Source organism: Bradyrhizobium sp. CER78 (genome assembly GCF_029846235.1).
Classification (GTDB): Bacteria; Pseudomonadota; Alphaproteobacteria; order Rhizobiales; family Xanthobacteraceae; genus Bradyrhizobium.
On sequence record NZ_JARVWP010000007.1, the window covers coordinates 244,806 to 263,849 of the forward strand.

Sequence of the window (19,044 nt, forward strand, 5' to 3'; positions counted from 1 at the left end):
TTGTTGACCGGCGGTCACAGCGAGCGCCTCGCCCTTCGCACCACGTCGTCGAACTTCGTATCAAGCCAGGAATTGCCGCCACGACAGCCCGCGACCACTTGCTCGGCCCAATCGGTGTAGTCGACCAGGTCGTCGCGCTCCTCCGTCGTCGGATCAGAGTGAATACGCGCGCCGATATTGCTGATCTTGTCGGCAATCTTGATCAGCTTGGCGTCGGCCGACTTCTTCGGCGCGTCGACGACTTGCAGCCGCCGCCGCTCGGCCTTTGGCAAGCTCATGTCATCGGTGCATTCGACGACGAGGGAGGCCACGCGATCAGAGAACCTCGCCGAGAGCTCTTCGCGCGTGGTGTCGGTATCCTCGATGGTGTCGTGCAGCCAGCCGGCCGCGACGAGTTCGGCATCTGCACCATCGGTCGCGATCGCCAGCAGGTTCGCGACCTCGGCGAGATGGTTGATGTAGGGCTCGTTGCCCCGTCCTTTGCGTGCCATGCCATTGTGCCGGCGTGCGGCGAGATCGGCAGCTTCGGAGATGAGGCGGATCGCGGGAAGCATGATTACGCCACCTCTCCGGTCCGCGCCCGGGGCTTACCCCTCTCCCCAACCCTCCCCCGCAAGGGGGGAGGGAGCCTGGCGAGTGTGCACACTTCACTTGGCGTCGTTGTCCTTCCACCTTCCATCACGGTTTGTCCTCACCATCGATGTCAGATGTAAGGAACGCACCGGCGGAAGGGTTCCCTCCCCCCTTGCGGGGGAGGGTTAGGGAGAGGGGTGCCGCTTGCTCAGCCGCTTCCGCGATGCTCAGAACGACTCCTTCAAGATTTTTCAACACGTCGTCGTTGGTGAAACGAAGCACACAGAAGCCGCGTGACATGAGCCATTCATCCCGCCGCTCGTCGTGCCGGATACGCTCCTCAAAATCATGGCTCTCACCGTCGACCTCAACAATGAGCTTAGAGGAATGTGCGACGAAATCGGCGATGTAGTTGCCAATCGGTGCCTGACGGCGGAAGTTGAGACCAGCCAGCCGATCAGCCTTCAGGTGACGCCACAGCAAAGTATCCGCGCGCGTCATGGCGCGGCGGAGCTGCTTGGCGCGATCGCGCTGGATGTCGCTCACTTGAGTGTGCGGCATACCCCTCTCCCCACCCTCCCCCGCAAGGGGGGAGGGAGCCGGACTGACGTGCTCACCTCACAAAGGATCACAGCTTCCCCTTCACCTCGGCGCGGAAGCCGTAGATCACGCGCTTGCCGGCGAGAGCGACGAGTTGCACGTCGCGGGTCTGGCCAGGCTCGAAGCGGACGGCGGTGCCGGCGGCGATGTCGAGGCGCATGCCGCGGGCTTTCTTGCGGTCGAATTTCAAGGCCGGGTTGGTTTCGAAGAAATGATAGTGCGAGCCGACCTGAATCGGGCGGTCGCCGGTGTTGGCGACCGACAGCGTCACGGTCTTGCGGCCGGCATTGAGCTCGATCTCGCCGTCCTTGATGAAGAGTTCGCCGGGGATCATCCATCTCTCCTGTCATTCCGGGGCGATGCGCAGCATTGAACCCGGAATCTCGATCAAAAACCTCTGGATTCCGGGTTCGGCCTTCGGCGGCCCCGGAATGACTGATGTGGCCTATCGGATCGGCTCGTGCACGGTGACGAGCTTGGTGCCGTCGGGAAATGTCGCCTCGACCTGGATGTCATGGATCATCTCCGGGATACCAACCATCACCTGGTCGCGGGTCAGGACCTTGGCGCCGGCCTGCATCAGCTCGGCGACGGTGCGGCCGTCGCGCGCGCCCTCGACGATGAAATCGGTGATCAGCGCTACGGCTTCGGGATGGTTCAGCTTGACGCCACGCTCGAGCCGGCGGCGCGCCACCATGGCCGCCATCGAAACCAGCAGCTTGTCCTTTTCGCGGGGAGACAAATTCATGCGAGCACTCTGATCGTTCTTTGAAAGGTCTAGTTGAGCCACAGCCGCGGCAGCGGGCCGATGGAGGCGCGGCCGAGCACCGCCATCATGTCGGCGCGCAACCGGGCGGCATCTTGGGCACAGAAGCGCGCCATTGCAAAGCCATTCCAGGCCGAGATGCCGACTTCGCCGCCAAAGCTGTCCGACGCCTCGCGGATCCGCGCGATCAGCGCCTCGTCGCCCGGCACGATCAGCGCCGTGCCGATCGCGCAGCCGCCGCCCGCGATCGCACGCCGTGCGAGCTTCTCGCCGATTTCACCGTCGAGCCTGACGGTCTCGGCAAACACCAGCCGGCCGCCACGCCGCATCCGCCACCGGTCGACGAATTCGCCATGGCGCATGGTCTCGCCCATCGCGGCGCGGCCGAACACCACGATCTCGCAGAGCAAAAGCGAGGCGCTATCGGCGAGGTCGATGTCGAAGCTGCGGTGAATCCGGGCACGGTCGAACAGGATAGTCTCCTGCGGCAGCCAGGAGAGATGCGCGCCATCCGCGACCTTCAGCGCGATGTCGAGCCGCGCAGCGGGACCGGGGGCGCGATAAACCTTCTCGGCCGCAGCCGTCGTGAGCGTCAGGCGGGTGCCCTCGCCGGCCGCGATCGCAATCTCGAAGCGGTCCCCACCGGCAATACCGCCGGCGGTGTTGACGAACATCGCCGACAGGCCGTCATCCTCGGGCGATGGGAAGCGGACACGCAGCGAGCCGGATTCATGGAGATCACCGCGGCGGGTGACGCCGTCCTTGCGATGCACGCCGAACCGCGCCGCGCCCTGGGCGCGGTTTGCCGCAAACGTCGCCGCTGCCGCGCCTGCGATCCCGCTCCGCATTCCCCCGACGCTCCCTTAACGCACACCGCAAAGGGCGGCGTCACATCCTGTTCACAGCGCCATCTGGCGGCTGATCTCGGCAGGATCGAGGCTTGCGCGGTCGCAGGCATACTTCACCGCGCCCCGGTCCATCACGGCAAAACTGTCGCCGAGTTCGCAGGCAAAGTCGAGATATTGTTCGACCAGCACGATGGCGATGTTGCCGAGGTTGCGCAGATAGGAGATGGCGCGGCCGATATCCTTGATGATCGAGGGCTGGATGCCCTCGGTCGGCTCGTCGAGCAGCAGGAGCTTTGGCCGCATCACCAGCGCGCGGCCGATCGCGAGCTGCTGCTGCTGGCCGCCGGAGAGGTCGCCGCCGCGGCGGCCGAGCATCGTCTCGAGCACCGGGAAGAGCGAGAACACGTCGTTGGGGATGTTGCGGTCTTCGCGCTTCAACGGCCCGAAGCCGGTCTTCAAATTCTCCTCCACCGTCAGCAGCGGAAATATCTCGCGGCCCTGCGGCACGAAGCCGATGCCGCGTCGCGCCCGCTCATACGGCTTCAGCGCGGTGATGTCCTTGCCGTCGAAATTGATCGCGCCGGAGGCGATCGGATACTGGCCGACCATGGCGCGCAGCAGCGAGGTCTTGCCGACGCCGTTGCGGCCGAGCACGCAGGTGACCTTGCCCGGCTCCGCGGTCAGCGAAACGCCGCGCAGCGCCTGTGCCGCGCCATAGTAGAGGTTGATGTTGTCGACCTTCAGCATCGCTAGCGCCCCAGATACACTTCGACCACCCGCTCGTTCGACGACACCTGGTCGATCGAACCTTCGGCGAGCACCGAGCCCTCGTGCAGGCAGGTCACCTTGACGCCGAGCTCGCGCACGAAGGTCATGTCGTGCTCGACCACCATGATGGTGTGGTTGCGGTTGATCTCCTTCAGCAGCTCCGCGGTCAGATGGGTCTCGACGTCGGTCATGCCGGCAACGGGCTCATCGACCAGCAGCACCTTCGGATCCTGCGCCAGCAGCATGCCGATCTCGAGCCATTGCTTCTGGCCGTGCGACAGGCTGCCGGCAAGCCGGTTGCGCGCATCGGTCAGGCGGATGGTCTCGAGCACCTTGTCGATGCGTTCGGACTCGGCCTTGCTGCCGCGCCAGAACAGCGTGCCGCGCACGGAATGATCGACATTGAGGGCGAGCAGCAGGTTGTCCTGCACGGTCTGGCTCTCGAACACCGTCGGCTTCTGGAACTTGCGGCCGATGCCGAGCTCGGCGATCCGGGTCTCGTCGAGCCGGGTCAGGTCGACGGTGCCGTCGAACAGCACGGTGCCCTCGTCCGGCTTGGTCTTGCCGGTGATGATGTCCATCATCGTGGTCTTGCCGGCGCCGTTCGGGCCGATGATGGCGCGCATCTCGCCGGGCGCCAGCGTCAGCGACAGATTGTTGATGGCGTGGAAGCCGTCGAACGAAACGTGCACGCCGTCGAGATAGAGCATGGCCGAAGTGGCGCGGGTATCCATGACGTTCATCTGCCTACTCCGCCGGGTTCGGTGCGCCGACACCGTCTTCGCGCGCGGCGCTGTCGGCGTCGGGAGAGCCGTTCCTTGACTTTGTCGTCTCCCACCAGCTGTTGAAGGTGCCGACGATGCCCTTCGGCAGCAGCAGCGTGACCAGGATGAACAGCGCGCCCAGCATGAACAGCCAGTATGGCGCGAGTGGCCCCGAGGTGAAGAACGTCTTGGCGTAGTTGACGACGACGGCGCCGAGCGCGGCCCCGACCAGTGTGCCGCGGCCACCGACCGCGACCCAAATGACTGCCTCGATCGAATTGCCCGGCGCGAACTCGCTTGGATTGATGATACCGACCTGCGGCACATAGAGCGCGCCGGCGACGCCGGCCATGCAGGCCGACAGCGTGAACACGAACAGCTTGTAGGATTCGACACGATAGCCGAGGAAGCGCGTGCGGCTTTCGGCGTCGCGCACCGCGATCAAGACCTTGCCGAGCTTCGAGGTCACGATCGCGCGGCAGATCAGGAACGCGATGATCAGCGCCAGGCAGCTCAGCAGGAACAGCGCGGCCCGGGTGCCTTCGGCCTGCACGTTGAAGCCGAGGATGTCCTTGAAGTCGGTCAGGCCGTTGTTGCCGCCGAAGCCGAAATCATTGCGGAAGAACGCCAGCAGCAGCGCATAGGTCATCGCCTGCGTGATGATCGACAGATAGACGCCGGTGACGCGCGAGCGGAAGGCGAGCCAGCCGAAGCAGAAGGCGAGCAGGCCCGGCACCAAGAGCACCATCAGCGCCGCGAAGGCGAACTTGTCGAAGCCGTACCAGTACCAGGGCAGCTTGTCCCAGTTCAGGAACACCATGAAGTCGGGCAGGATCGGATTGCCGTAGACGCCGCGGCTGCCGATCTGCCGCATCAAATACATGCCCATCGCGTAGCCGCCGAGCGCGAAGAACGCGCCATGGCCGAGCGAGAGAATGCCGCAATAGCCCCAGATCAGATCGATCGAGAGCGCGAGGATGGCGTAGCAGACATATTTGCCCCACAGCGCCACCAGATAGGTCGGCACCTGGAACATCGAGCCCTGCGGCAGCAGCAGGTTCGACAGCGGGATCAGCACGCCGACCGCGGCGACGATCAGGACAAACGCGGTCGCGGCGCGATCGAGCGAACGGGTCAGGATGTGCGGCGTCATGCTTCCACCGCCCGGCCCTTGAGCGCGAACAGGCCGCGCGGCCGTTTCTGGATGAATAGGATGATCAAGACCAGGATCGCGATCTTGCCGAGCACTGCGCCTGCCACCGGCTCGAGGAACTTGTTGGCGATGCCGAGCGTGAAGGCGCCGACCAGCGTGCCCCAGAGATTGCCGACGCCGCCGAACACGACGACCATGAACGAGTCGATGATGTAGCTCTGGCCGAGATTCGGGCTGACATTGTCGATCTGCGACAATGCCACGCCGGCAATACCGGCGATCCCCGAGCCGAGGCCGAAGGTCAGCGCATCGACGCGCGATGTGGCGATGCCCATCGAGGCCGCCATGCGACGGTTCTGCGTCACCGCCCGCATCTCGAGGCCGAGCGCGGTGTAGCGCAGCATTGCGAGCAGGATCGCGAACACCGCGAGCGTGAAGCAGAGGATCCAGAGCCGGTTATAGGTGATGGTGATCTGGCCGAGCTCGAAGGCGCCGCTCATCCAGGAGGGGTTGCCGACCTCGCGGTTGGTCGGCCCGAACGCGGTGCGCACGGCCTGTTGCAGCACCAGCGACAGGCCCCAGGTCGCGAGCAGCGTCTCCAGCGGACGGCCGTAGAGGAAGCGGATGATGGTGCGCTCGATCAGGACGCCGATGAAGCCGGCGACCAGGAAGGCGAGCGGCACCGCGATCAGCAGCGAGTAATCGAACAGCGCGGGATAGCGGGTGCGGATCACCTCCTGCACCACGAAAGTGGTGTAGGCCCCGAGCATCACCATCTCGCCATGCGCCATGTTGATGACGCCCATCACGCCGAAGGTGATGGCGAGCCCGATTGCGGCGAGCAGCAGCACCGAGCCGAGCGACAGGCCATACCAGGCATTCTGCACCATCGACCACATCGCAAGATTGCTTTGGATCGAGGACACCGCGCTCGCGGCCGCCTTGGCAACCAGCGGCGGCTGGTCACCGAGCCCGGTGAGCAGCGCCAGCGCCTCCTGGTCGCCGCGCGCCTTGACCACGGCGACGGCGTCGAGCTTGTCGCTGTCCGACGCATCGGACTTGAACAGGACGATGGCGGCGCGGGCCTCGGCGAAGGCCTGCTTGATCGGCTTGACGCTCTCCTTGGCGAGCGCGCTCTCCACCGTCGGCAGCAGGTTCTCCTCGTGGCTCTTGAACACCGACTGGGCCGCGGCGAGCCGCTTGGCCGGATCCGGCGACAGCAGCGTCAGGCCACCAAGCGCGGCCTCCACGGTGCGACGCAGGCGGTTGTTGAGCCGCACGGCCGCGGCGTTGTCAGGCAGCTTGTCGATGGCGGCACCGGTGGTGGCGTCGACGATCTTGCCGTCGGTCTGCGTGATGAAGACCTTCTTGCTGTCGGGATCGGCCGACAGCCGGCCGTCCTGCAGCGCGCTGATGATGGGCGATGCCAGCGCATTGCCCGATGCGGCGACCTCGCCGATCGCAGCCTCGGTGTCGGAGAACTCGTCATTGGCGAATTTGGCGACCGAATCCTCGAACGGGCCGGCCAGCGCCGGCACAGCAAGGCAGCTCAGCAGCAGGAACGAGAGACAAAGCGCGCGAAAGCGATCAATACAATTGGCAAACACGTCAGTACCCCGGCAGGAGTGGGAGGAGAAGGCGGCGAGCGGTGCCGCCTTCTCCGGTGTTGGAAGGTTGTGTTGTGTCGTTAGGTCAGCAGCGCTCGATTACGAGCCCTGGCCGCCGCACTTGTTGGTCTTGGTGTTGTAATTGCCGCACTTCTTGCCGACCCAATCGCCGATCAGGTCCTTGGAGCCCTCGAGCTCCTTCGACCAGGCGTCGCCGGCCACCAGGCCCGGGGTCTTCCAGACCACGTCGAACTGACCGTTGCCCTTGATCTCGCCGATGAACACCGGCTTGGTGATGTGGTGGTTGGGCAGCATCTTCGAGGTGCCGCCGGTCAGGTTCGGTGCTTCGATGCCCGGGAGAGCGTCGATCACCTTGTCCGGATCGGTCGACTTCACCTTCTCGACCGCCTTCACCCACATGTTGAAGCCGATGTAGTGCGCTTCCATCGGATCGTTGGTCACGCGCTTCGGGTTCTTGGTGTAGGCCTGCCACTCCTTGATGAACTTCTCGTTCGCCGGGGTCTTGATCGACTCGAAGTAGTTCCAGGCGGCGAGATGGCCGAGCAGCGGCTTGGTGTCGATGCCGGCGAGCTCTTCTTCGCCGACCGAGAACGCGACAACGGGAATATCGGTCGCCTTGATGCCCTGGTTGCCGAGCTCCTTGTAGAACGGAACGTTGGCGTCGCCGTTGATGGTCGAGACCACCGCGGTCTTCTTGCCGGCCGAGCCGAACTTCTTGATGTCGGCGACGATCGTCTGCCAGTCGGAGTGACCGAACGGCGTGTAGTTGATCATGATGTCGTCCTGGGCAACGCCCTTCGACTTCAAATAGGCTTCCAGGATCTTGTTGGTGGTGCGCGGATAGACGTAGTCGGTGCCGGCCAGCACCCAGCGCTTCACCTTCTCTTCCTTCATCAGATAGTCGACGGCGGGGATCGCCTGCTGATTCGGCGCAGCGCCCGTGTAGAACACGTTGCGCTCGGACTCCTCGCCCTCATACTGCACCGGATAGAACAGGATGTTGTTCAGCTCCTTGAACACCGGCAGCACGGATTTGCGCGACACCGAGGTCCAGCAGCCGAACACGACCGCAACCTTGTCCTTGGTGATCAGCTCGCGGGCCTTTTCGGCGAACAGCGGCCAGTTCGATGCGGGGTCGACCACGACGGGCTCAAGCTTCTTGCCAAGCACGCCGCCCTTCTTGTTCTGCTCGTCGATCAGGAAAAGGATGGTGTCCTTCAGCGTGGTTTCGCTGATCGCCATGGTGCCCGACAGCGAGTGAAGGATACCAACCTTGATGGTGTCGTCGGCCGCTTGCGCGGGCGCGAAGGGCGAGGACGCTGCCAGGCCCAAAACCAGGCCGGCCGTCGCCGCAAGCGCGCGGCGGCGGGTCATCGTCGCTATTCCGTGAGTAAGCTGAGTAAGCATGAAATGTCGTCTCCCTGACGCAGGCGTGAACGCTTGCGAAACGGCCGCATGGCCGCCTGCGGTTAAGGGAATCGCAAGAACTGTGCCACGGTGCGTGGACACCGTAAGCCGATGAACCAACTGGATAATTTCATGAGTTCCGGGCAAATACGGAAATCGATTGCATAAACATTGAGCCGCCAGATTGACTGCTGAAAGAGCAGTCAGACTATTTTATAAGCAAAACTGCTGTTTTGGCTAAATTTCCGGCAGCGATTTGTGACAGATTGCGCGATGGTTCGGCGCATTCGACACGTTAATCCGGGCGATATCATCTTGAAACCGCCCAGTTCCTGGTCCATATGGTCGCCATGCCCGCGACATCGCGGTGCCTTCGCGAGCTGCGTGTTCAAGCTGCCCCAAGCGGCTTCTGGCTCGCCTTTCAGCTAACCCAGCTTGACGCCCCAGACACGCGGGTGTCCCCGAATGCCTTCATGCGATTCCGGCCGACATTGGCCGGGACGATGACGGCTTTTATGGAAAGAACCATCTTTTGACCTCCTTTCAGGATTTCGGCCTCGCCGATCCCATCGCCCGCGCGCTTCGAGAAGAAAATTATCTCACGCCAACCCCCATCCAGGCCCAGACCATCCCGCTCGCACTTGCCGGCCGTGACGTCGTCGGCATCGCCCAGACCGGAACCGGCAAGACCGCGTCCTTCGCGCTGCCGATCCTGCACCGGCTGCTGGAGAACCGCATCCGCCCGCAGCCCAAGAGCTGCCGCGTGCTGGTGCTCTCGCCGACCCGCGAACTGTCCGGGCAGATCCTCGACAGCTTCAACACCTATGGCCGCCACATCCGGCTGTCCTCGGCGCTCGCCATCGGCGGCGTGCCGATGGGCCGCCAGGTCCGCGCCGTGATGCAGGGCGTCGAGGTGATGGTCGCCACCCCCGGCCGCCTGCTCGATCTCGTCCAGAGCAACGGTTTGAAGCTCAACCAGGTCGAGTTCCTGGTGCTCGATGAAGCCGACCGCATGCTCGACATGGGCTTCATCAACGACATCCGGAAAATCGTCGTCAAGCTGCCGATCCGGCGCCAGACGCTGTTCTTCTCGGCCACCATGCCCAAGGACATCGCCGAGCTCGCCGAAGCGATGCTGCGCGACCCCGCCCGCGTGGCGGTGACACCGGTGGCCTCGACGGTGGATCGGATCGCCCAGCGCGCGATTCAGGTCGATTTCGCCGCCAAACCGACCGTTCTCGCCCAGCTCCTGAAGCAGGAACCGGTCAACCGCGCCCTGGTCTTCACCCGCACCAAGCACGGTGCCGACAAGGTGGTGAAGAGCCTTGCCAAGGCCGGCATCGAGGCCAATGCGATCCACGGCAACAAGTCGCAGAACCACCGCGAGCGCACGCTGGCGGCGTTCCGCTCCGGCGAGATCCGCACGCTGGTGGCGACCGATATCGCCGCCCGCGGCATCGACGTCGACGGCGTGAGTCACGTCGTGAATTTCGACCTGCCCAACGTGCCGGAAACCTATGTCCACCGCATCGGCCGCACCGCGCGCGCCGGTGCCGACGGGGTCGCGATCTCGCTGATCGCCGGCGCCGAGGAGATGGGCTATTTGCGCGATATCGAGCGGCTGATCCGGATTACCGTGCCGCGGGAAGACCGCCGCACACAAGGCGGCAACCGCGAGGCCGCGACGCCGGCGCAGGCCACCCACCCGCATCGGGGCGGCCGCTCTGCGCCCCGCGCACACAATGTCCGTGGGAATGAGGCCGCTCCGGGCGCAAAAGGCCCTCGCCGCCGCCGCCGTCGGGGTGGTAATAATGGCGCGCCGCAGACGAACCGGGGCGAGTCGCCGCGTCCGTCGCAGGCCGGCAACAGCGAAGGCATCCAGGGCGTCGCCTTCTTGCATCGCGAGAGCCGGCCGAATCCGCAACACAACCGCAACAACCGACCGAAGCACTAGCCGTCGCTCGATCTGGAGAACCATATGGCTAAGGAAGAGCTGATCCAGTTCGAAGGACTGGTGACCGAAATCCTCCCCGACGCTCGTTACCGGGTCCAACTCGACGCCGGGCACGAGATCGTCGCCTACACCGCCGGCAAGATGAAGAAAAACCGCATCAAGACGCTGGCCGGCGACCGCGTCACGATCGAAATGTCGCCCTACGATCTGGAAAAAGGCCGCCTGATTTTTCGGCACAAGGACGAACGTCCGAGCGGCGCGCCCGGCGGCCCGCCACGGGGCGGCGCGCAGCGCGGCGGCCAGTTCCGCCGCCGATAAGCGGATATTGCAACTGCTGCGCGTATGACGTCCTGGTGTCCTGCGCAACAATTGGCCGGCGGCTGCGCCGGCCAAAAAAAGCGCGCACGTCAGGATTGTTTTGAAGGCTTCTATCGAATAATATCCTACCCATCGATTTTCGGCCGGACGACATTAGCCAATACCGGTACAGCCGGTTCAGACGCTGACGACCCTTCCAAAAATTCGATCTCACCACCCCGCCGATCAGCGGGTCTTGAACTTGTATATCTGAGAAGGGACTACCCACGTGAGCATGGGAACCGTGAAGTGGTTTAACGCGACCAAGGGCTACGGCTTCATCCAGCCGGATGAAGGCGGGAACGACGTGTTCGTGCACATCAGTGCAGTCGAGCGCGCCGGCCTTGGCACTCTGCGTGAAGGCCAGAAGATCTCCTACGAGATCGTTGCTGACCGCCGTTCCGGCAAATCCTCGGCCGACAATCTGCGCGCCGCTGGATAAGCCGATTTCCCGGGAGCGCACAGCTCCAGGAAATTGTCGTTAAAGCATCAAGGGCCGCACCTTCGGGTGCGGCCCTTTTTGTCTGCATCGCCGTCTTGTCGCCGCGATCCGGAGCGCTGCGACCAACGCGAAGCATCATTAGTATGTCGAGCAGATCGTCGGCATGGTTGCTAACGTCGGAGCGTAGAACACGCAACGCGACTGCCGCGGCCTTGTATAGGCGACGTCGCTGAGATTGATGCCGCTCTTGGCCATCACATAGCCGACCGCCGGAACGTATTTGTAGCTCACCTCGCTGAAGATTAGATAGGTATCCGCAACCAGCAGCGCCGGCGGAACGACGCTGGTCACGATGTCACCCTGACTGCGGCTCGAGGCCGTCACCGTAGCCTGCGTCGCGCCCGAGGCGATCGTCCCGGCCTTGCTCCACTGGATGTGCGCGATGTTCGAATTATCGACGTAGATTTCCGACAGCGTGACCTTGGTCGGCGACGCATCGTAGGGCGTCATGATGCCGACGCTGGCGCTGAAGAAGTTCTGCAGGTCGGCGTCCACCACCTGCGTCGCCTGCGAGGTGAGATCTGACGCGGCGCGCGCCATCAGCGTGACCTTGCGGTCGACCGCAACGCCGGATGAGAATTCGACGGTGCCGAAGAACATCACCAGCATCAGCGGCACGACAAAGGCAAACTCGACGGCGGCAAGGCCCCGGCGGTCACGCGCGAGCGCAGCAACGGAGCGCAGCAGGGCCGCGGGCAGGGTTTTCACGACCTTGCTCATGAGCACGTGGTCCCGGCGGTTCCGGACGGCTCGTTCTTGAACGTCGCAGTCGCGATCAGGAGCCGCTTGCCATTGGGCAGGTTCGAAGCGTTGAAGCCGAGCTGGGTGACAAACAGCTGCCACTGATAGAACAGCCGGACCACCACCACGTCGCCGTCCTTGCCGGGACACCATTTCACCTGGGTCGGGTCGGTGATCGGCGTGATGTTGACGCTGCTGAAGCCGGTCGCAGACGGATAGCTGCGGACGTCGACGTAGATGCCGTTGTTGCAGTCGAACAGCGTCGTGATCTTGTTACAGACGTAGGCCTTGAACTGCGCCTGGGTATAGCTCAAGCCCTGAGCCTGGCCGGTCATGATGAAACGCGACGAATCCTGCGTCACCGTCTCGAGCACCTGGCTGGCGAAGAAGATCATTGCCACTTCGATGATCGCAAAAAGCAATCCGAAGAACAGCGGCGCGACCATCGCGAATTCCACCGCGGTCACACCGTGACGGTCTCGGCGAAAGCGACGGAGGAGGCGGGCAAAAGCGGTCAACGGCATCAACGACCCCGGATCAACATGGCGGCAACAACTACCCAAGAGTCATTGTCGAAGTATTTCGCCGGATCGAGACAGAGCGACCCGATCCGTTAGGTCTTCATTAACCATCCCGGGTGAACGGCCTGCGATCGACCAAGGCTCCGGCGCGTGGGGCGCCGGACCGGACACGCGTCAGTTCTGCGGCTTCGCGGCTCCGCCCGAGCCGGTGGCCTGATTGTTGAGCGTACCGGCCTGTTCCATGGTCGCCCTGAAGTAGGTGTCGCCATCGCCGAGGGTGATGCGGCGCTGACAGACCGGCATGCAGCTGTAGGTCTCGCGATCGATGCCGCGGTAGACGGTGACAAGCTGGTCGGTCGGACCTTCGACCTGGATCTGGCGATCCACCAGCACCTGTCCGGTGCGGTCGAGTGCGATGAAATTGGTCGCGCCATAGCCCTTGCCGGTCACAACGACGACCCCGCCATTCTGCAGTGTGACGTCGGCGATCAAGGGATTGCCGACCACGATCGTGGCGATGCCGCCGGGCAGCTTGACGAGCTTGGCCTGATCGACATTGACCGCAATCCGATCCGGATCCGGCGCAGCCGTTGCGAGCGCGGGCCCCAGCAGCAGGGCTGCGGCCAGCGAGATGAATCCAATGCGCGTGACGGCGCGAATGCGTTGGGACTGAAACGACATACTCTACCCCGGGACGTTCACAAGCCGGCAAAGGCGATACGCAGCGGACCGGCGCCCGACGCAGGCAAATCTGACGGCAATTCATTTAAGAAGAGCAAAAATCGACCGCCGAATTGCGCGGATGTCACGACTTCCCGAGCCGGCAAGCCTGATGTCCGCGACCTCGCCCGGAAATGCCCGGTCGTCGATGCGGTCGTCCTGCGGCAGCGGCGGCGCGTGATCGAATCGCCCGTTCCGCGGTTATCCCAATCTTAAGAGTCTCCACGCAGTTTCTGCGCCAGCCACAACCACAGGGCGCACCACGTGTCGTCGATATCACGAATCGAAAAGCGCGCCGCCGATTCCGGCGCCCGCGGCCTGATTGCCGACCCTGCTCGGATTCGTGACGCGGCGGCGCGCTGGATGATGTTCAGCGACTTCGGTGACGCCGCGCAGCGCCACATGGCGATCGCGTGGTCCTGCATCGTCGCATGCATTCTTGCCGACGTGGTCTGGCTGCCAAATTCAGGGCTTTCGTTCGCATCGTCGAACTGGATTACGATACTGCAAGGCATGGCATATTGCGCGATCGCGGCCGCATTCATCGCCATCGCGTCCAATCGGCTCGGCGCCGATCAGCGACGTCCGGCCGCCCTGTTGCGGCGTGGCCTGTTCATGACCGAGTTGTTCTGGCGCGCGCTGCTGCCGATCAGCGCGCTGCTGACCGCGGGCAGCACGCTCAGCTACCTGATCGCAGCATCGAAGCTGCCGCTCAGAGATGATGTTCTGGCGGGCGTCGATCATCTGCTGGGGTTCGACTGGCCGACCTTCCTGGCCGCGACAAACTCGCATTCGTTCGTCGCGACGCTGCTGACGACGGCCTACCAAAGCACCGGGCTGCTGTCGCAGCTGGTCCTTGGTTGGCTGATCCTGCAACGGCGTGGCGACCGGCTCGCGGAGTTCATCGCCGTCCTCAGCTTGAGCGCGGTCGCGCTGTGCATCGGCATGTGGCTGATCCTGGCCGCGGGCGCGTTCGCCTATTTCCACCCCGCCCCGCACAGCTACGAGCACTTTGCAGCGCTCGGCGACATGTGGACGTTCGGGCGGACCTTCGCGATGCTGCGAGACGGATCGCTGTCGGCCGTCGACATGGCAAAGGTCGACGGCATCGTCAGCTTTCCCTCGTTTCACACCATGCTCGGCGTGATGACGATCTATGCTGCGCGCGACACGCGCTGGCTCGTCGTTCCCGTGTTCGTCGTGAACGCAACGATGATCGTCGCGACGATGCCCGTGGGAGGTCATCACCTCGCCGACGTCCTGGCCGGCGGCGGCCTGACCATTGCCGCCATCCTCATCGCTCGTCGCTCTGCCAGGCCATCCGTCAGCAGGACTTAAGCTGCCACTTCGCAGCGACCACGTCGTAAGACTACAACGGCTTCAGCTGGCGGCGCGGACGTGAACGACCACGCGATCGTCGGCATAGAGCCGCTGCCATCCTCCGATATGATCCAGCAATCTGGAAGCCGGCGTGTCCGGAGCGAGCATCACCGCATCGATATCATTGGTCTCGAGCAGGCTGAGGAAACCGTTGACGTCCTTGAGCTGAAGCGCGCGGGCCAAGCCCATCCCGAACGTCTCGCCGTAGAGTTCGGCGCGCCCGTCGATGAACACCGGCACCTGGCGCCAGATCAGATATCCGCCGAACTGCAGATCGTTGAGCAGCCGCCTGACGTTGTGCGCCTTCATCGCGTCAACCGCGGCAGCCGGCGAATAGATCGGCGGCGGCGATATGACCTGACGCGCCGCAGCAACTGACGTCCACGCGCAAAGTCCGGCGAGGAGGATTGCGGCTGGAACGGCCCTCGGGCGAACGGTAGAAGAGGCACGCAGCCGGAACTGGGTTGCGACCGGCGTGAGCACAGCGAGCGGCAGCAGCAGCGCGAACAGCTCGAGATTTCTGACGTGAGACAGGGCCATGTGCAGCAAGCCCAGCACCAGAAGGATTCGCGGCAGCGGCAACCTCGCCCCGTAAAAGAGCGCAGCGCCGAGCAGGCCGAGGATGGACAGCGCGAACGGGTCGATCTCGCTGAACGTCGCCGGCCTCCATTCCTGGATGAGATGCAGCAATTCACCGAGGCCCAAAATCTTCAGCGAGGCGAGGATCGAGCCCCATCCGTAGGGTGTGATGCAGCACGCCGCCAGCGCGCCGATGCCGAACGCTGCCCAGCGCAGCGCCAGCGCCCACCTTTGAGCCGGCAGGGCATTCCACAGCGCATCGAGCGCAAATGCGCCGACCAGCACCAGGCCGAACAGAAAGCTGCCATGCAGGTTGGCCCACAGAGCGATCAGCGGCAGCAGCCAGAGCGAAGGCGCATCGCGCCGTTCGCTGGCGGTCATCAGGCCGTTCGCCCAGACCAGCATGATGGGCATCACCAGCACATGCGGACGGGCCAGCAGGTGTCCGGAGGTCAGGACCAGCGCCGCAAGGGCGATCAGGCTCGCATAGATCGCCGGCAGCGCGCGGCTGAGGATCGCGGTCAGCAGCGCGAAGCTGGCGGCAGCACAGGCCGCGGCCAGCGCCGCCGGGCCGGTCCACCCGGCGAGGTCATAGGCCTTCGCGAACAGGACCTGCGCCAGCCAGGACGACGACACCCACGGCGCACCGGCCTTGGTGAATGAATAGATGTCGACCGACGGCAGTGTGCGGTGGTCGAGGATCCAGCGGCCGACGACAATCTGCCAGTAGGTATCGGAATCGGCGAGCAGCCGGTCGCCGACGAACAGCAGCAGCGCGTAAACGCCGCACGCCATCCAGAACCAGGCCGGGATCTCGGCGAACGCGGAGGCCCTCGCCCGCGAGAAGGTCGCCGTCTCAACGCTCATGATGGCACCCGGCGGCCACCGGCGTCACTGCCGGAACGGATAGGCCAGCTGTCCGCCGATCTCGGTCGGCACGCCCTGCTCGGCATCGACGCCGTAATCTTCCGGAAGCTTGCCTTCGGGCATGCGGAACGTCCCGAACAGAATATCCCAGAGCGGGAACGTGCCTGCGAAATTGGTGTCGCCGCCGTCCTCGAGCCCGGTGTGATGCCAGCGATGAAATACCGGCGTCGCGATCACATATTTGAACGGGCCGAGCGTCCAGTTCAGGTTGGCGTGCACGAACGCCGAGTGGAACGTGGTGAACGGTCCGACCCACAGCATGATGTTCGGCGAGATGCCGGCCATCAGCAGGATCACGTCGACGGTGATCGTGCCGATCAGAAGATTGACCGGATGGAAGCGTGCTGCGGAGATCCATTCAAGATCCTCGGAGGAGTGATGAATGGCGTGGTACTTCCAGAAGTCGCCGCGGTGGAACATCCGGTGCAGCCAGTACAGCATGAAATCGGAGCCGACGAGGAAGATGATGGACTGCAGCCAGAGCGGAAGCTGCGCCAGCGGACCGTGCCCGTTCTCGTAGAACGCGATCAGATCGTCGGCGCCGTGAACGTTGAACACCACGGCCGCGCCCACCACCAGCAGCCCGATGCGCAGCACGCGGGCGAACACCGGCACGAAGAACCAGTAGCAGATGTCGGTGACCAGCTCACGCTTCTGCCACCATGGCTTGCCGGGATTGCAGGCCCAGAAATGGGTGAGCACCGTGAAGAACAGCGCCAGCGCGATCGTGATCGGCACCACCTTCATCATCGTCTGGCCGATCATTTCGATGACTTCAAAGGGAAGGCTGGGCATGACGGCCTCATTCGACGGAAGCCTCATGGGTACAGATGTGCACTTAAGGAGCCGTGAACAGGTGAGCTCAGCGGTCCTCAGCAACAATCCGCAATTTGAACCGACCGCTTAATCCCAAATTTACTGTGCGCAACAAGTGCGGGTTCCCACTGTGTTTGTGCGATCAAATTAACTGCACCGAAATTGTCGAACCGTAGGGTGCCGCAATGGTCACGGTGCTGAGAACGCCGGCGAGACCAAACCTAGTTCGACCAGCCACGTGCACACAGGAGTTACTTATGAAGAACCTCGTTTCGCGCTTCGTGAAGGACGAGTCGGGCGCGACCGCCATCGAATACGGCCTGATCGCCACCGGTATCGCCATCGCGATCATCGCTGCAGTCAACGGCGTCGGCACCAAGCTCTCGGGCACCTTCAGCACGATCGCCGGTTCGCTGAAGTAAGCCGGTTCCGACGAACTCGCATCAAAGGTCCCGGCATCCCCGGGACCTTTGCTATTTGTCGGGGGCCGCGGCGGCCTCCGCCTGGGCGCCGGCGGTCCTTTCCCGATTGTTCACCATTGGCCGCTAGCGTCGGGTCTCGACCGCAGCACCAGCTTGACGGCATGAATCCATGATCCTCGACATCGCACGCTTGATACTGTTTCCGGCCCTGATGGCCTTTGCGGCGGCGAGCGATCTGTTGACCATGACGATCCCGAACCGGATCTCGCTGGCGCTGGTGGCCGGCTTCTTCGTGCTGGCGCCGCTGACCGGGATGGGCGTCCACGACATCCTCAGCCATGCCGGCGCGGGCGCGCTGGTTCTGGTGGTCGCATTCGGCATGTTCGCGATGGGCTGGGTCGGCGGCGGAGACGCCAAGGTCGCGGCCGCGGCCGGACTGTGGTTCGGCTTCGAGCATCTGCTCCACTATCTGGTCTTTGCCTCGCTGTTCGGCGGCGCACTGACCGTACTGCTGCTGCAGCTCCGGCAATGGCCGCTGCCCTACCCGCTCGCGTCCCAGGCCTGGCTCAGCCGCCTGCACGACAAGCAAACCGGCATCCCCTACGGCATCGCACTCGCCCTCGGCGCCCTGCTGATCTATCCGGAAACGGACTGGATCAAGACCATTGATCTCGCGCACTTCGCATTGCGCTGAGAAAGCAGCGGTAACCGCCCGTTAAGGCGATTTAGATACGCCTCATTAACCATGCTTTGACGAATAGCTGGTCAACTCCCATCACGGCGGCGGCAGCGTCGCGGCGTCATGTGGAAAGTGAAGCGTAATGGATAAGGCCCGCATTCTGGTCCTGGCAATTGCAGGTTGCGCCGGCCTAGCGGCGCTCTATTTGGCAAGCGGAAGCGACGACAAGCCGGCGCCGCCTCCGCCGGTCGCGCAACTGCCCACCGTCGACATCCTGGTCGCGAAAACCGACATCGGCCTCGGCCAGGCCGTGAAGCCCGAAGATTTGCAGTGGCAGACCTGGCCGGCGGCAACCGCCAGCGCCAGCTTCATGCGCAGGGACAGCCACGCCGAAGCGATCAAGGACGTCACCGGTTCGATCGCGCGCGCGCCGTTCATCCAGGGCGAGCCGATTCGCGAGCAGAAGCTCGTCAAGGCCGACGGAAGCGGCTTCATGGCCGCGATCCTGCCGACCGGCATGCGGGCGGTATCGACCGAAATCTCGCCCGAGACCGGCGCCGGCGGCTTCATCCTGCCGAATGACCGGGTCGACGTCCTGCTGTCGAAGCGCGACAAGAATCCGGACCGCAACGGCGCCGACATCGTCAACTCCGAGGTGATCCTGACCAATATCCGCGTGCTTGCGATCGACCAGGCGCCGAAGGAGAAGGACGGCACCAACGCACTGATCGGCAAGACGGTGACGCTGGAGCTGAAGCCCGAACAGACCGAGACGCTGGCGCGCGCGCGCCAGAGCGGCGTCCTGTCGCTGGCGCTGCGCAGCATCGCCGACAACAACGCGCCCGAAACCAGGATCGACGACAACCACACGAGGCGCGGTGAGACGATCAACGTCATCCGCTTCGGCGTTGCCAACCAGGCAACGATGCAGAAGTGACC

The 19,044-nt window shown here is 63.9% G+C and carries 22 protein-coding genes; 7 read left to right on the forward strand and 15 right to left on the reverse strand.

Translation table 11 applies throughout. The features are described 5' to 3' along the window. Positions 1 to 14: 14 nt before the first annotated feature. From QDT69_RS17755 to urtA, 10 genes are all read right to left on the reverse strand, one after another. Positions 15 to 554 carry an HD domain-containing protein gene (locus QDT69_RS17755; protein ID WP_279707766.1) on the reverse strand — a complete coding sequence of 180 codons (540 nt, stop codon included), beginning with the start codon at positions 552 to 554 and terminating at the stop codon, positions 15 to 17. Positions 555 to 678: 124 nt separating this feature from the next. Beyond that, positions 679 to 1,134 (reverse strand): endonuclease domain-containing protein, encoded by a 456-nt coding sequence (locus QDT69_RS17760; RefSeq protein WP_279707767.1) that lies wholly within the window; start codon positions 1,132 to 1,134, stop codon positions 679 to 681. 67 nt (positions 1,135 to 1,201) lie between these two features. Continuing rightward, positions 1,202 to 1,507, reverse strand: coding sequence for an urease subunit beta (locus QDT69_RS17765; protein WP_028334688.1), 306 nt, complete (start codon positions 1,505 to 1,507; stop codon positions 1,202 to 1,204). Between the two features lie 111 nt (positions 1,508 to 1,618). Continuing rightward, complete coding sequence (locus tag QDT69_RS17770) at positions 1,619 to 1,921, reverse strand: urease subunit gamma (protein WP_279707768.1); 303 nt, start codon at positions 1,919 to 1,921, stop codon at positions 1,619 to 1,621. Positions 1,922 to 1,950: 29 nt separating this feature from the next. Beyond that, positions 1,951 to 2,787 carry an urease accessory protein UreD gene (locus QDT69_RS17775; RefSeq protein ID WP_279707769.1) on the reverse strand — a complete coding sequence of 279 codons (837 nt, stop codon included), beginning with the start codon at positions 2,785 to 2,787 and terminating at the stop codon, positions 1,951 to 1,953. A 51-nt stretch (positions 2,788 to 2,838) separates the two neighbouring features. Next, a complete protein-coding gene (urtE, locus tag QDT69_RS17780; RefSeq protein ID WP_279707770.1) occupies positions 2,839 to 3,534 on the reverse strand; it encodes an urea ABC transporter ATP-binding subunit UrtE in 696 nt (231 codons plus the stop codon). A 2-nt stretch (positions 3,535 to 3,536) separates the two neighbouring features. Next, positions 3,537 to 4,298: an urea ABC transporter ATP-binding protein UrtD gene (urtD, locus tag QDT69_RS17785; RefSeq protein WP_146989055.1), complete on the reverse strand. Its 762-nt coding sequence runs from the start codon at positions 4,296 to 4,298 to the stop codon at positions 3,537 to 3,539. A 4-nt stretch (positions 4,299 to 4,302) separates the two neighbouring features. Continuing rightward, positions 4,303 to 5,472 (reverse strand): urea ABC transporter permease subunit UrtC, encoded by a 1,170-nt coding sequence (urtC, locus tag QDT69_RS17790; RefSeq protein WP_279707771.1) that lies wholly within the window; start codon positions 5,470 to 5,472, stop codon positions 4,303 to 4,305. Beyond that, complete coding sequence (gene urtB, locus QDT69_RS17795; protein WP_279707772.1) at positions 5,469 to 7,079, reverse strand: urea ABC transporter permease subunit UrtB; 1,611 nt, start codon at positions 7,077 to 7,079, stop codon at positions 5,469 to 5,471. Before urtB ends, urtC begins: the two co-directional genes overlap by 4 nt. Positions 7,080 to 7,178: 99 nt before the next feature. Further along, positions 7,179 to 8,507 (reverse strand): urea ABC transporter substrate-binding protein, encoded by a 1,329-nt coding sequence (gene urtA / locus QDT69_RS17800; RefSeq protein WP_146989050.1) that lies wholly within the window; start codon positions 8,505 to 8,507, stop codon positions 7,179 to 7,181. Positions 8,508 to 9,039: 532 nt separating this feature from the next. On the opposite strand from urtA, the gene QDT69_RS17805 reads away from it, so the two are divergent. The 3 genes from QDT69_RS17805 (at position 9,040) to QDT69_RS17815 (ending at position 11,260) form a co-directional block, all read left to right on the forward strand. Continuing rightward, positions 9,040 to 10,461, forward strand: coding sequence for a DEAD/DEAH box helicase (locus QDT69_RS17805; protein WP_279707773.1), 1,422 nt, complete (start codon positions 9,040 to 9,042; stop codon positions 10,459 to 10,461). Positions 10,462 to 10,485: 24 nt separating this feature from the next. Then, the gene (infA, locus tag QDT69_RS17810; RefSeq protein ID WP_016842649.1) at positions 10,486 to 10,779 is read left to right on the forward strand and encodes a translation initiation factor IF-1; all 294 of its coding nucleotides are present in this window, start codon (positions 10,486 to 10,488) and stop codon (positions 10,777 to 10,779) included. A gap of 268 nt (positions 10,780 to 11,047) precedes the next feature. Beyond that, positions 11,048 to 11,260, forward strand: coding sequence for a cold-shock protein (locus QDT69_RS17815; RefSeq protein ID WP_016842648.1), 213 nt, complete (start codon positions 11,048 to 11,050; stop codon positions 11,258 to 11,260). Between the two features lie 138 nt (positions 11,261 to 11,398). On the opposite strand, the gene QDT69_RS17820 is transcribed toward QDT69_RS17815, so the two are convergent. The 3 genes from QDT69_RS17820 to QDT69_RS17830 all read right to left on the reverse strand — a co-directional run bounded on the left by QDT69_RS17820 (position 11,399) and on the right by QDT69_RS17830 (position 13,263). After that, complete coding sequence (locus QDT69_RS17820; RefSeq protein WP_279707774.1) at positions 11,399 to 12,046, reverse strand: pilus assembly protein; 648 nt, start codon at positions 12,044 to 12,046, stop codon at positions 11,399 to 11,401. Further along, a complete protein-coding gene (locus QDT69_RS17825; protein ID WP_279707775.1) occupies positions 12,037 to 12,585 on the reverse strand; it encodes a pilus assembly protein in 549 nt (182 codons plus the stop codon). The genes QDT69_RS17820 and QDT69_RS17825 overlap by 10 nt, the downstream gene beginning before the upstream one ends. A gap of 171 nt (positions 12,586 to 12,756) precedes the next feature. Continuing rightward, positions 12,757 to 13,263, reverse strand: a complete 507-nt coding sequence (locus tag QDT69_RS17830; protein ID WP_279707776.1) for a pilus assembly protein N-terminal domain-containing protein — start codon at positions 13,261 to 13,263, stop codon at positions 12,757 to 12,759. 303 nt (positions 13,264 to 13,566) lie between these two features. On the opposite strand from QDT69_RS17830, the gene QDT69_RS17835 reads away from it, so the two are divergent. Continuing rightward, positions 13,567 to 14,640, forward strand: coding sequence for a phosphatase PAP2 family protein (locus QDT69_RS17835; RefSeq protein ID WP_279707777.1), 1,074 nt, complete (start codon positions 13,567 to 13,569; stop codon positions 14,638 to 14,640). A 42-nt stretch (positions 14,641 to 14,682) separates the two neighbouring features. Here the strand turns inward: QDT69_RS17835 and QDT69_RS17840 are convergent, their stop codons facing one another. Next, the gene (locus QDT69_RS17840) at positions 14,683 to 16,128 is read right to left on the reverse strand and encodes a hypothetical protein (RefSeq protein WP_279707778.1); all 1,446 of its coding nucleotides are present in this window, start codon (positions 16,126 to 16,128) and stop codon (positions 14,683 to 14,685) included. Positions 16,129 to 16,152: 24 nt separating this feature from the next. Continuing rightward, complete coding sequence (locus QDT69_RS17845) at positions 16,153 to 16,983, reverse strand: sterol desaturase family protein (RefSeq protein ID WP_050422242.1); 831 nt, start codon at positions 16,981 to 16,983, stop codon at positions 16,153 to 16,155. Between the two features lie 278 nt (positions 16,984 to 17,261). Here QDT69_RS17845 and QDT69_RS17850 point away from each other — a divergent pair, with 278 nt between their 5' ends. From QDT69_RS17850 to cpaB, 3 genes are all read left to right on the forward strand, one after another. Next, complete coding sequence (locus QDT69_RS17850) at positions 17,262 to 17,426, forward strand: Flp family type IVb pilin (RefSeq protein WP_050422174.1); 165 nt, start codon at positions 17,262 to 17,264, stop codon at positions 17,424 to 17,426. 169 nt (positions 17,427 to 17,595) lie between these two features. Further along, a complete protein-coding gene (locus tag QDT69_RS17855; protein ID WP_279707779.1) occupies positions 17,596 to 18,120 on the forward strand; it encodes a prepilin peptidase in 525 nt (174 codons plus the stop codon). 127 nt (positions 18,121 to 18,247) lie between these two features. Continuing rightward, positions 18,248 to 19,042 (forward strand): Flp pilus assembly protein CpaB, encoded by a 795-nt coding sequence (gene cpaB / locus QDT69_RS17860; RefSeq protein WP_279707780.1) that lies wholly within the window; start codon positions 18,248 to 18,250, stop codon positions 19,040 to 19,042. Positions 19,043 to 19,044 lie beyond the last annotated feature (2 nt).

What these genes read in the sequence shown, in the direction of transcription:
- QDT69_RS17755 (WP_279707766.1), bottom strand. Translation starts at nt 554, where the DNA reads ATGCTTCCCGCGATCCGCCTCATCTCCGAAGCTGCCGATCTCGCCGCA.
- QDT69_RS17760 (WP_279707767.1), bottom strand. Translation starts at nt 1,134, where the DNA reads ATGCCGCACACTCAAGTGAGCGACATCCAGCGCGATCGCGCCAAGCAG.
- QDT69_RS17765 (WP_028334688.1), bottom strand. Translation starts at nt 1,507, where the DNA reads ATGATCCCCGGCGAACTCTTCATCAAGGACGGCGAGATCGAGCTCAAT.
- QDT69_RS17770 (WP_279707768.1), bottom strand. Translation starts at nt 1,921, where the DNA reads ATGAATTTGTCTCCCCGCGAAAAGGACAAGCTGCTGGTTTCGATGGCG.
- QDT69_RS17775 (WP_279707769.1), bottom strand. Translation starts at nt 2,787, where the DNA reads ATGCGGAGCGGGATCGCAGGCGCGGCAGCGGCGACGTTTGCGGCAAAC.
- urtE (WP_279707770.1), bottom strand. Translation starts at nt 3,534, where the DNA reads ATGCTGAAGGTCGACAACATCAACCTCTACTATGGCGCGGCACAGGCG.
- urtD (WP_146989055.1), bottom strand. Translation starts at nt 4,298, where the DNA reads ATGAACGTCATGGATACCCGCGCCACTTCGGCCATGCTCTATCTCGAC.
- urtC (WP_279707771.1), bottom strand. Translation starts at nt 5,472, where the DNA reads ATGACGCCGCACATCCTGACCCGTTCGCTCGATCGCGCCGCGACCGCG.
- urtA (WP_146989050.1), bottom strand. Translation starts at nt 8,507, where the DNA reads ATGCTTACTCAGCTTACTCACGGAATAGCGACGATGACCCGCCGCCGC.
- infA (WP_016842649.1), top strand. Translation starts at nt 10,486, where the DNA reads ATGGCTAAGGAAGAGCTGATCCAGTTCGAAGGACTGGTGACCGAAATC.
- QDT69_RS17825 (WP_279707775.1), bottom strand. Translation starts at nt 12,585, where the DNA reads ATGCCGTTGACCGCTTTTGCCCGCCTCCTCCGTCGCTTTCGCCGAGAC.
- QDT69_RS17830 (WP_279707776.1), bottom strand. Translation starts at nt 13,263, where the DNA reads ATGTCGTTTCAGTCCCAACGCATTCGCGCCGTCACGCGCATTGGATTC.
- QDT69_RS17840 (WP_279707778.1), bottom strand. Translation starts at nt 16,128, where the DNA reads ATGAGCGTTGAGACGGCGACCTTCTCGCGGGCGAGGGCCTCCGCGTTC.
- QDT69_RS17845 (WP_050422242.1), bottom strand. Translation starts at nt 16,983, where the DNA reads ATGCCCAGCCTTCCCTTTGAAGTCATCGAAATGATCGGCCAGACGATG.
- QDT69_RS17850 (WP_050422174.1), top strand. Translation starts at nt 17,262, where the DNA reads ATGAAGAACCTCGTTTCGCGCTTCGTGAAGGACGAGTCGGGCGCGACC.
- QDT69_RS17855 (WP_279707779.1), top strand. Translation starts at nt 17,596, where the DNA reads ATGATCCTCGACATCGCACGCTTGATACTGTTTCCGGCCCTGATGGCC.
- cpaB (WP_279707780.1), top strand. Translation starts at nt 18,248, where the DNA reads ATGGATAAGGCCCGCATTCTGGTCCTGGCAATTGCAGGTTGCGCCGGC.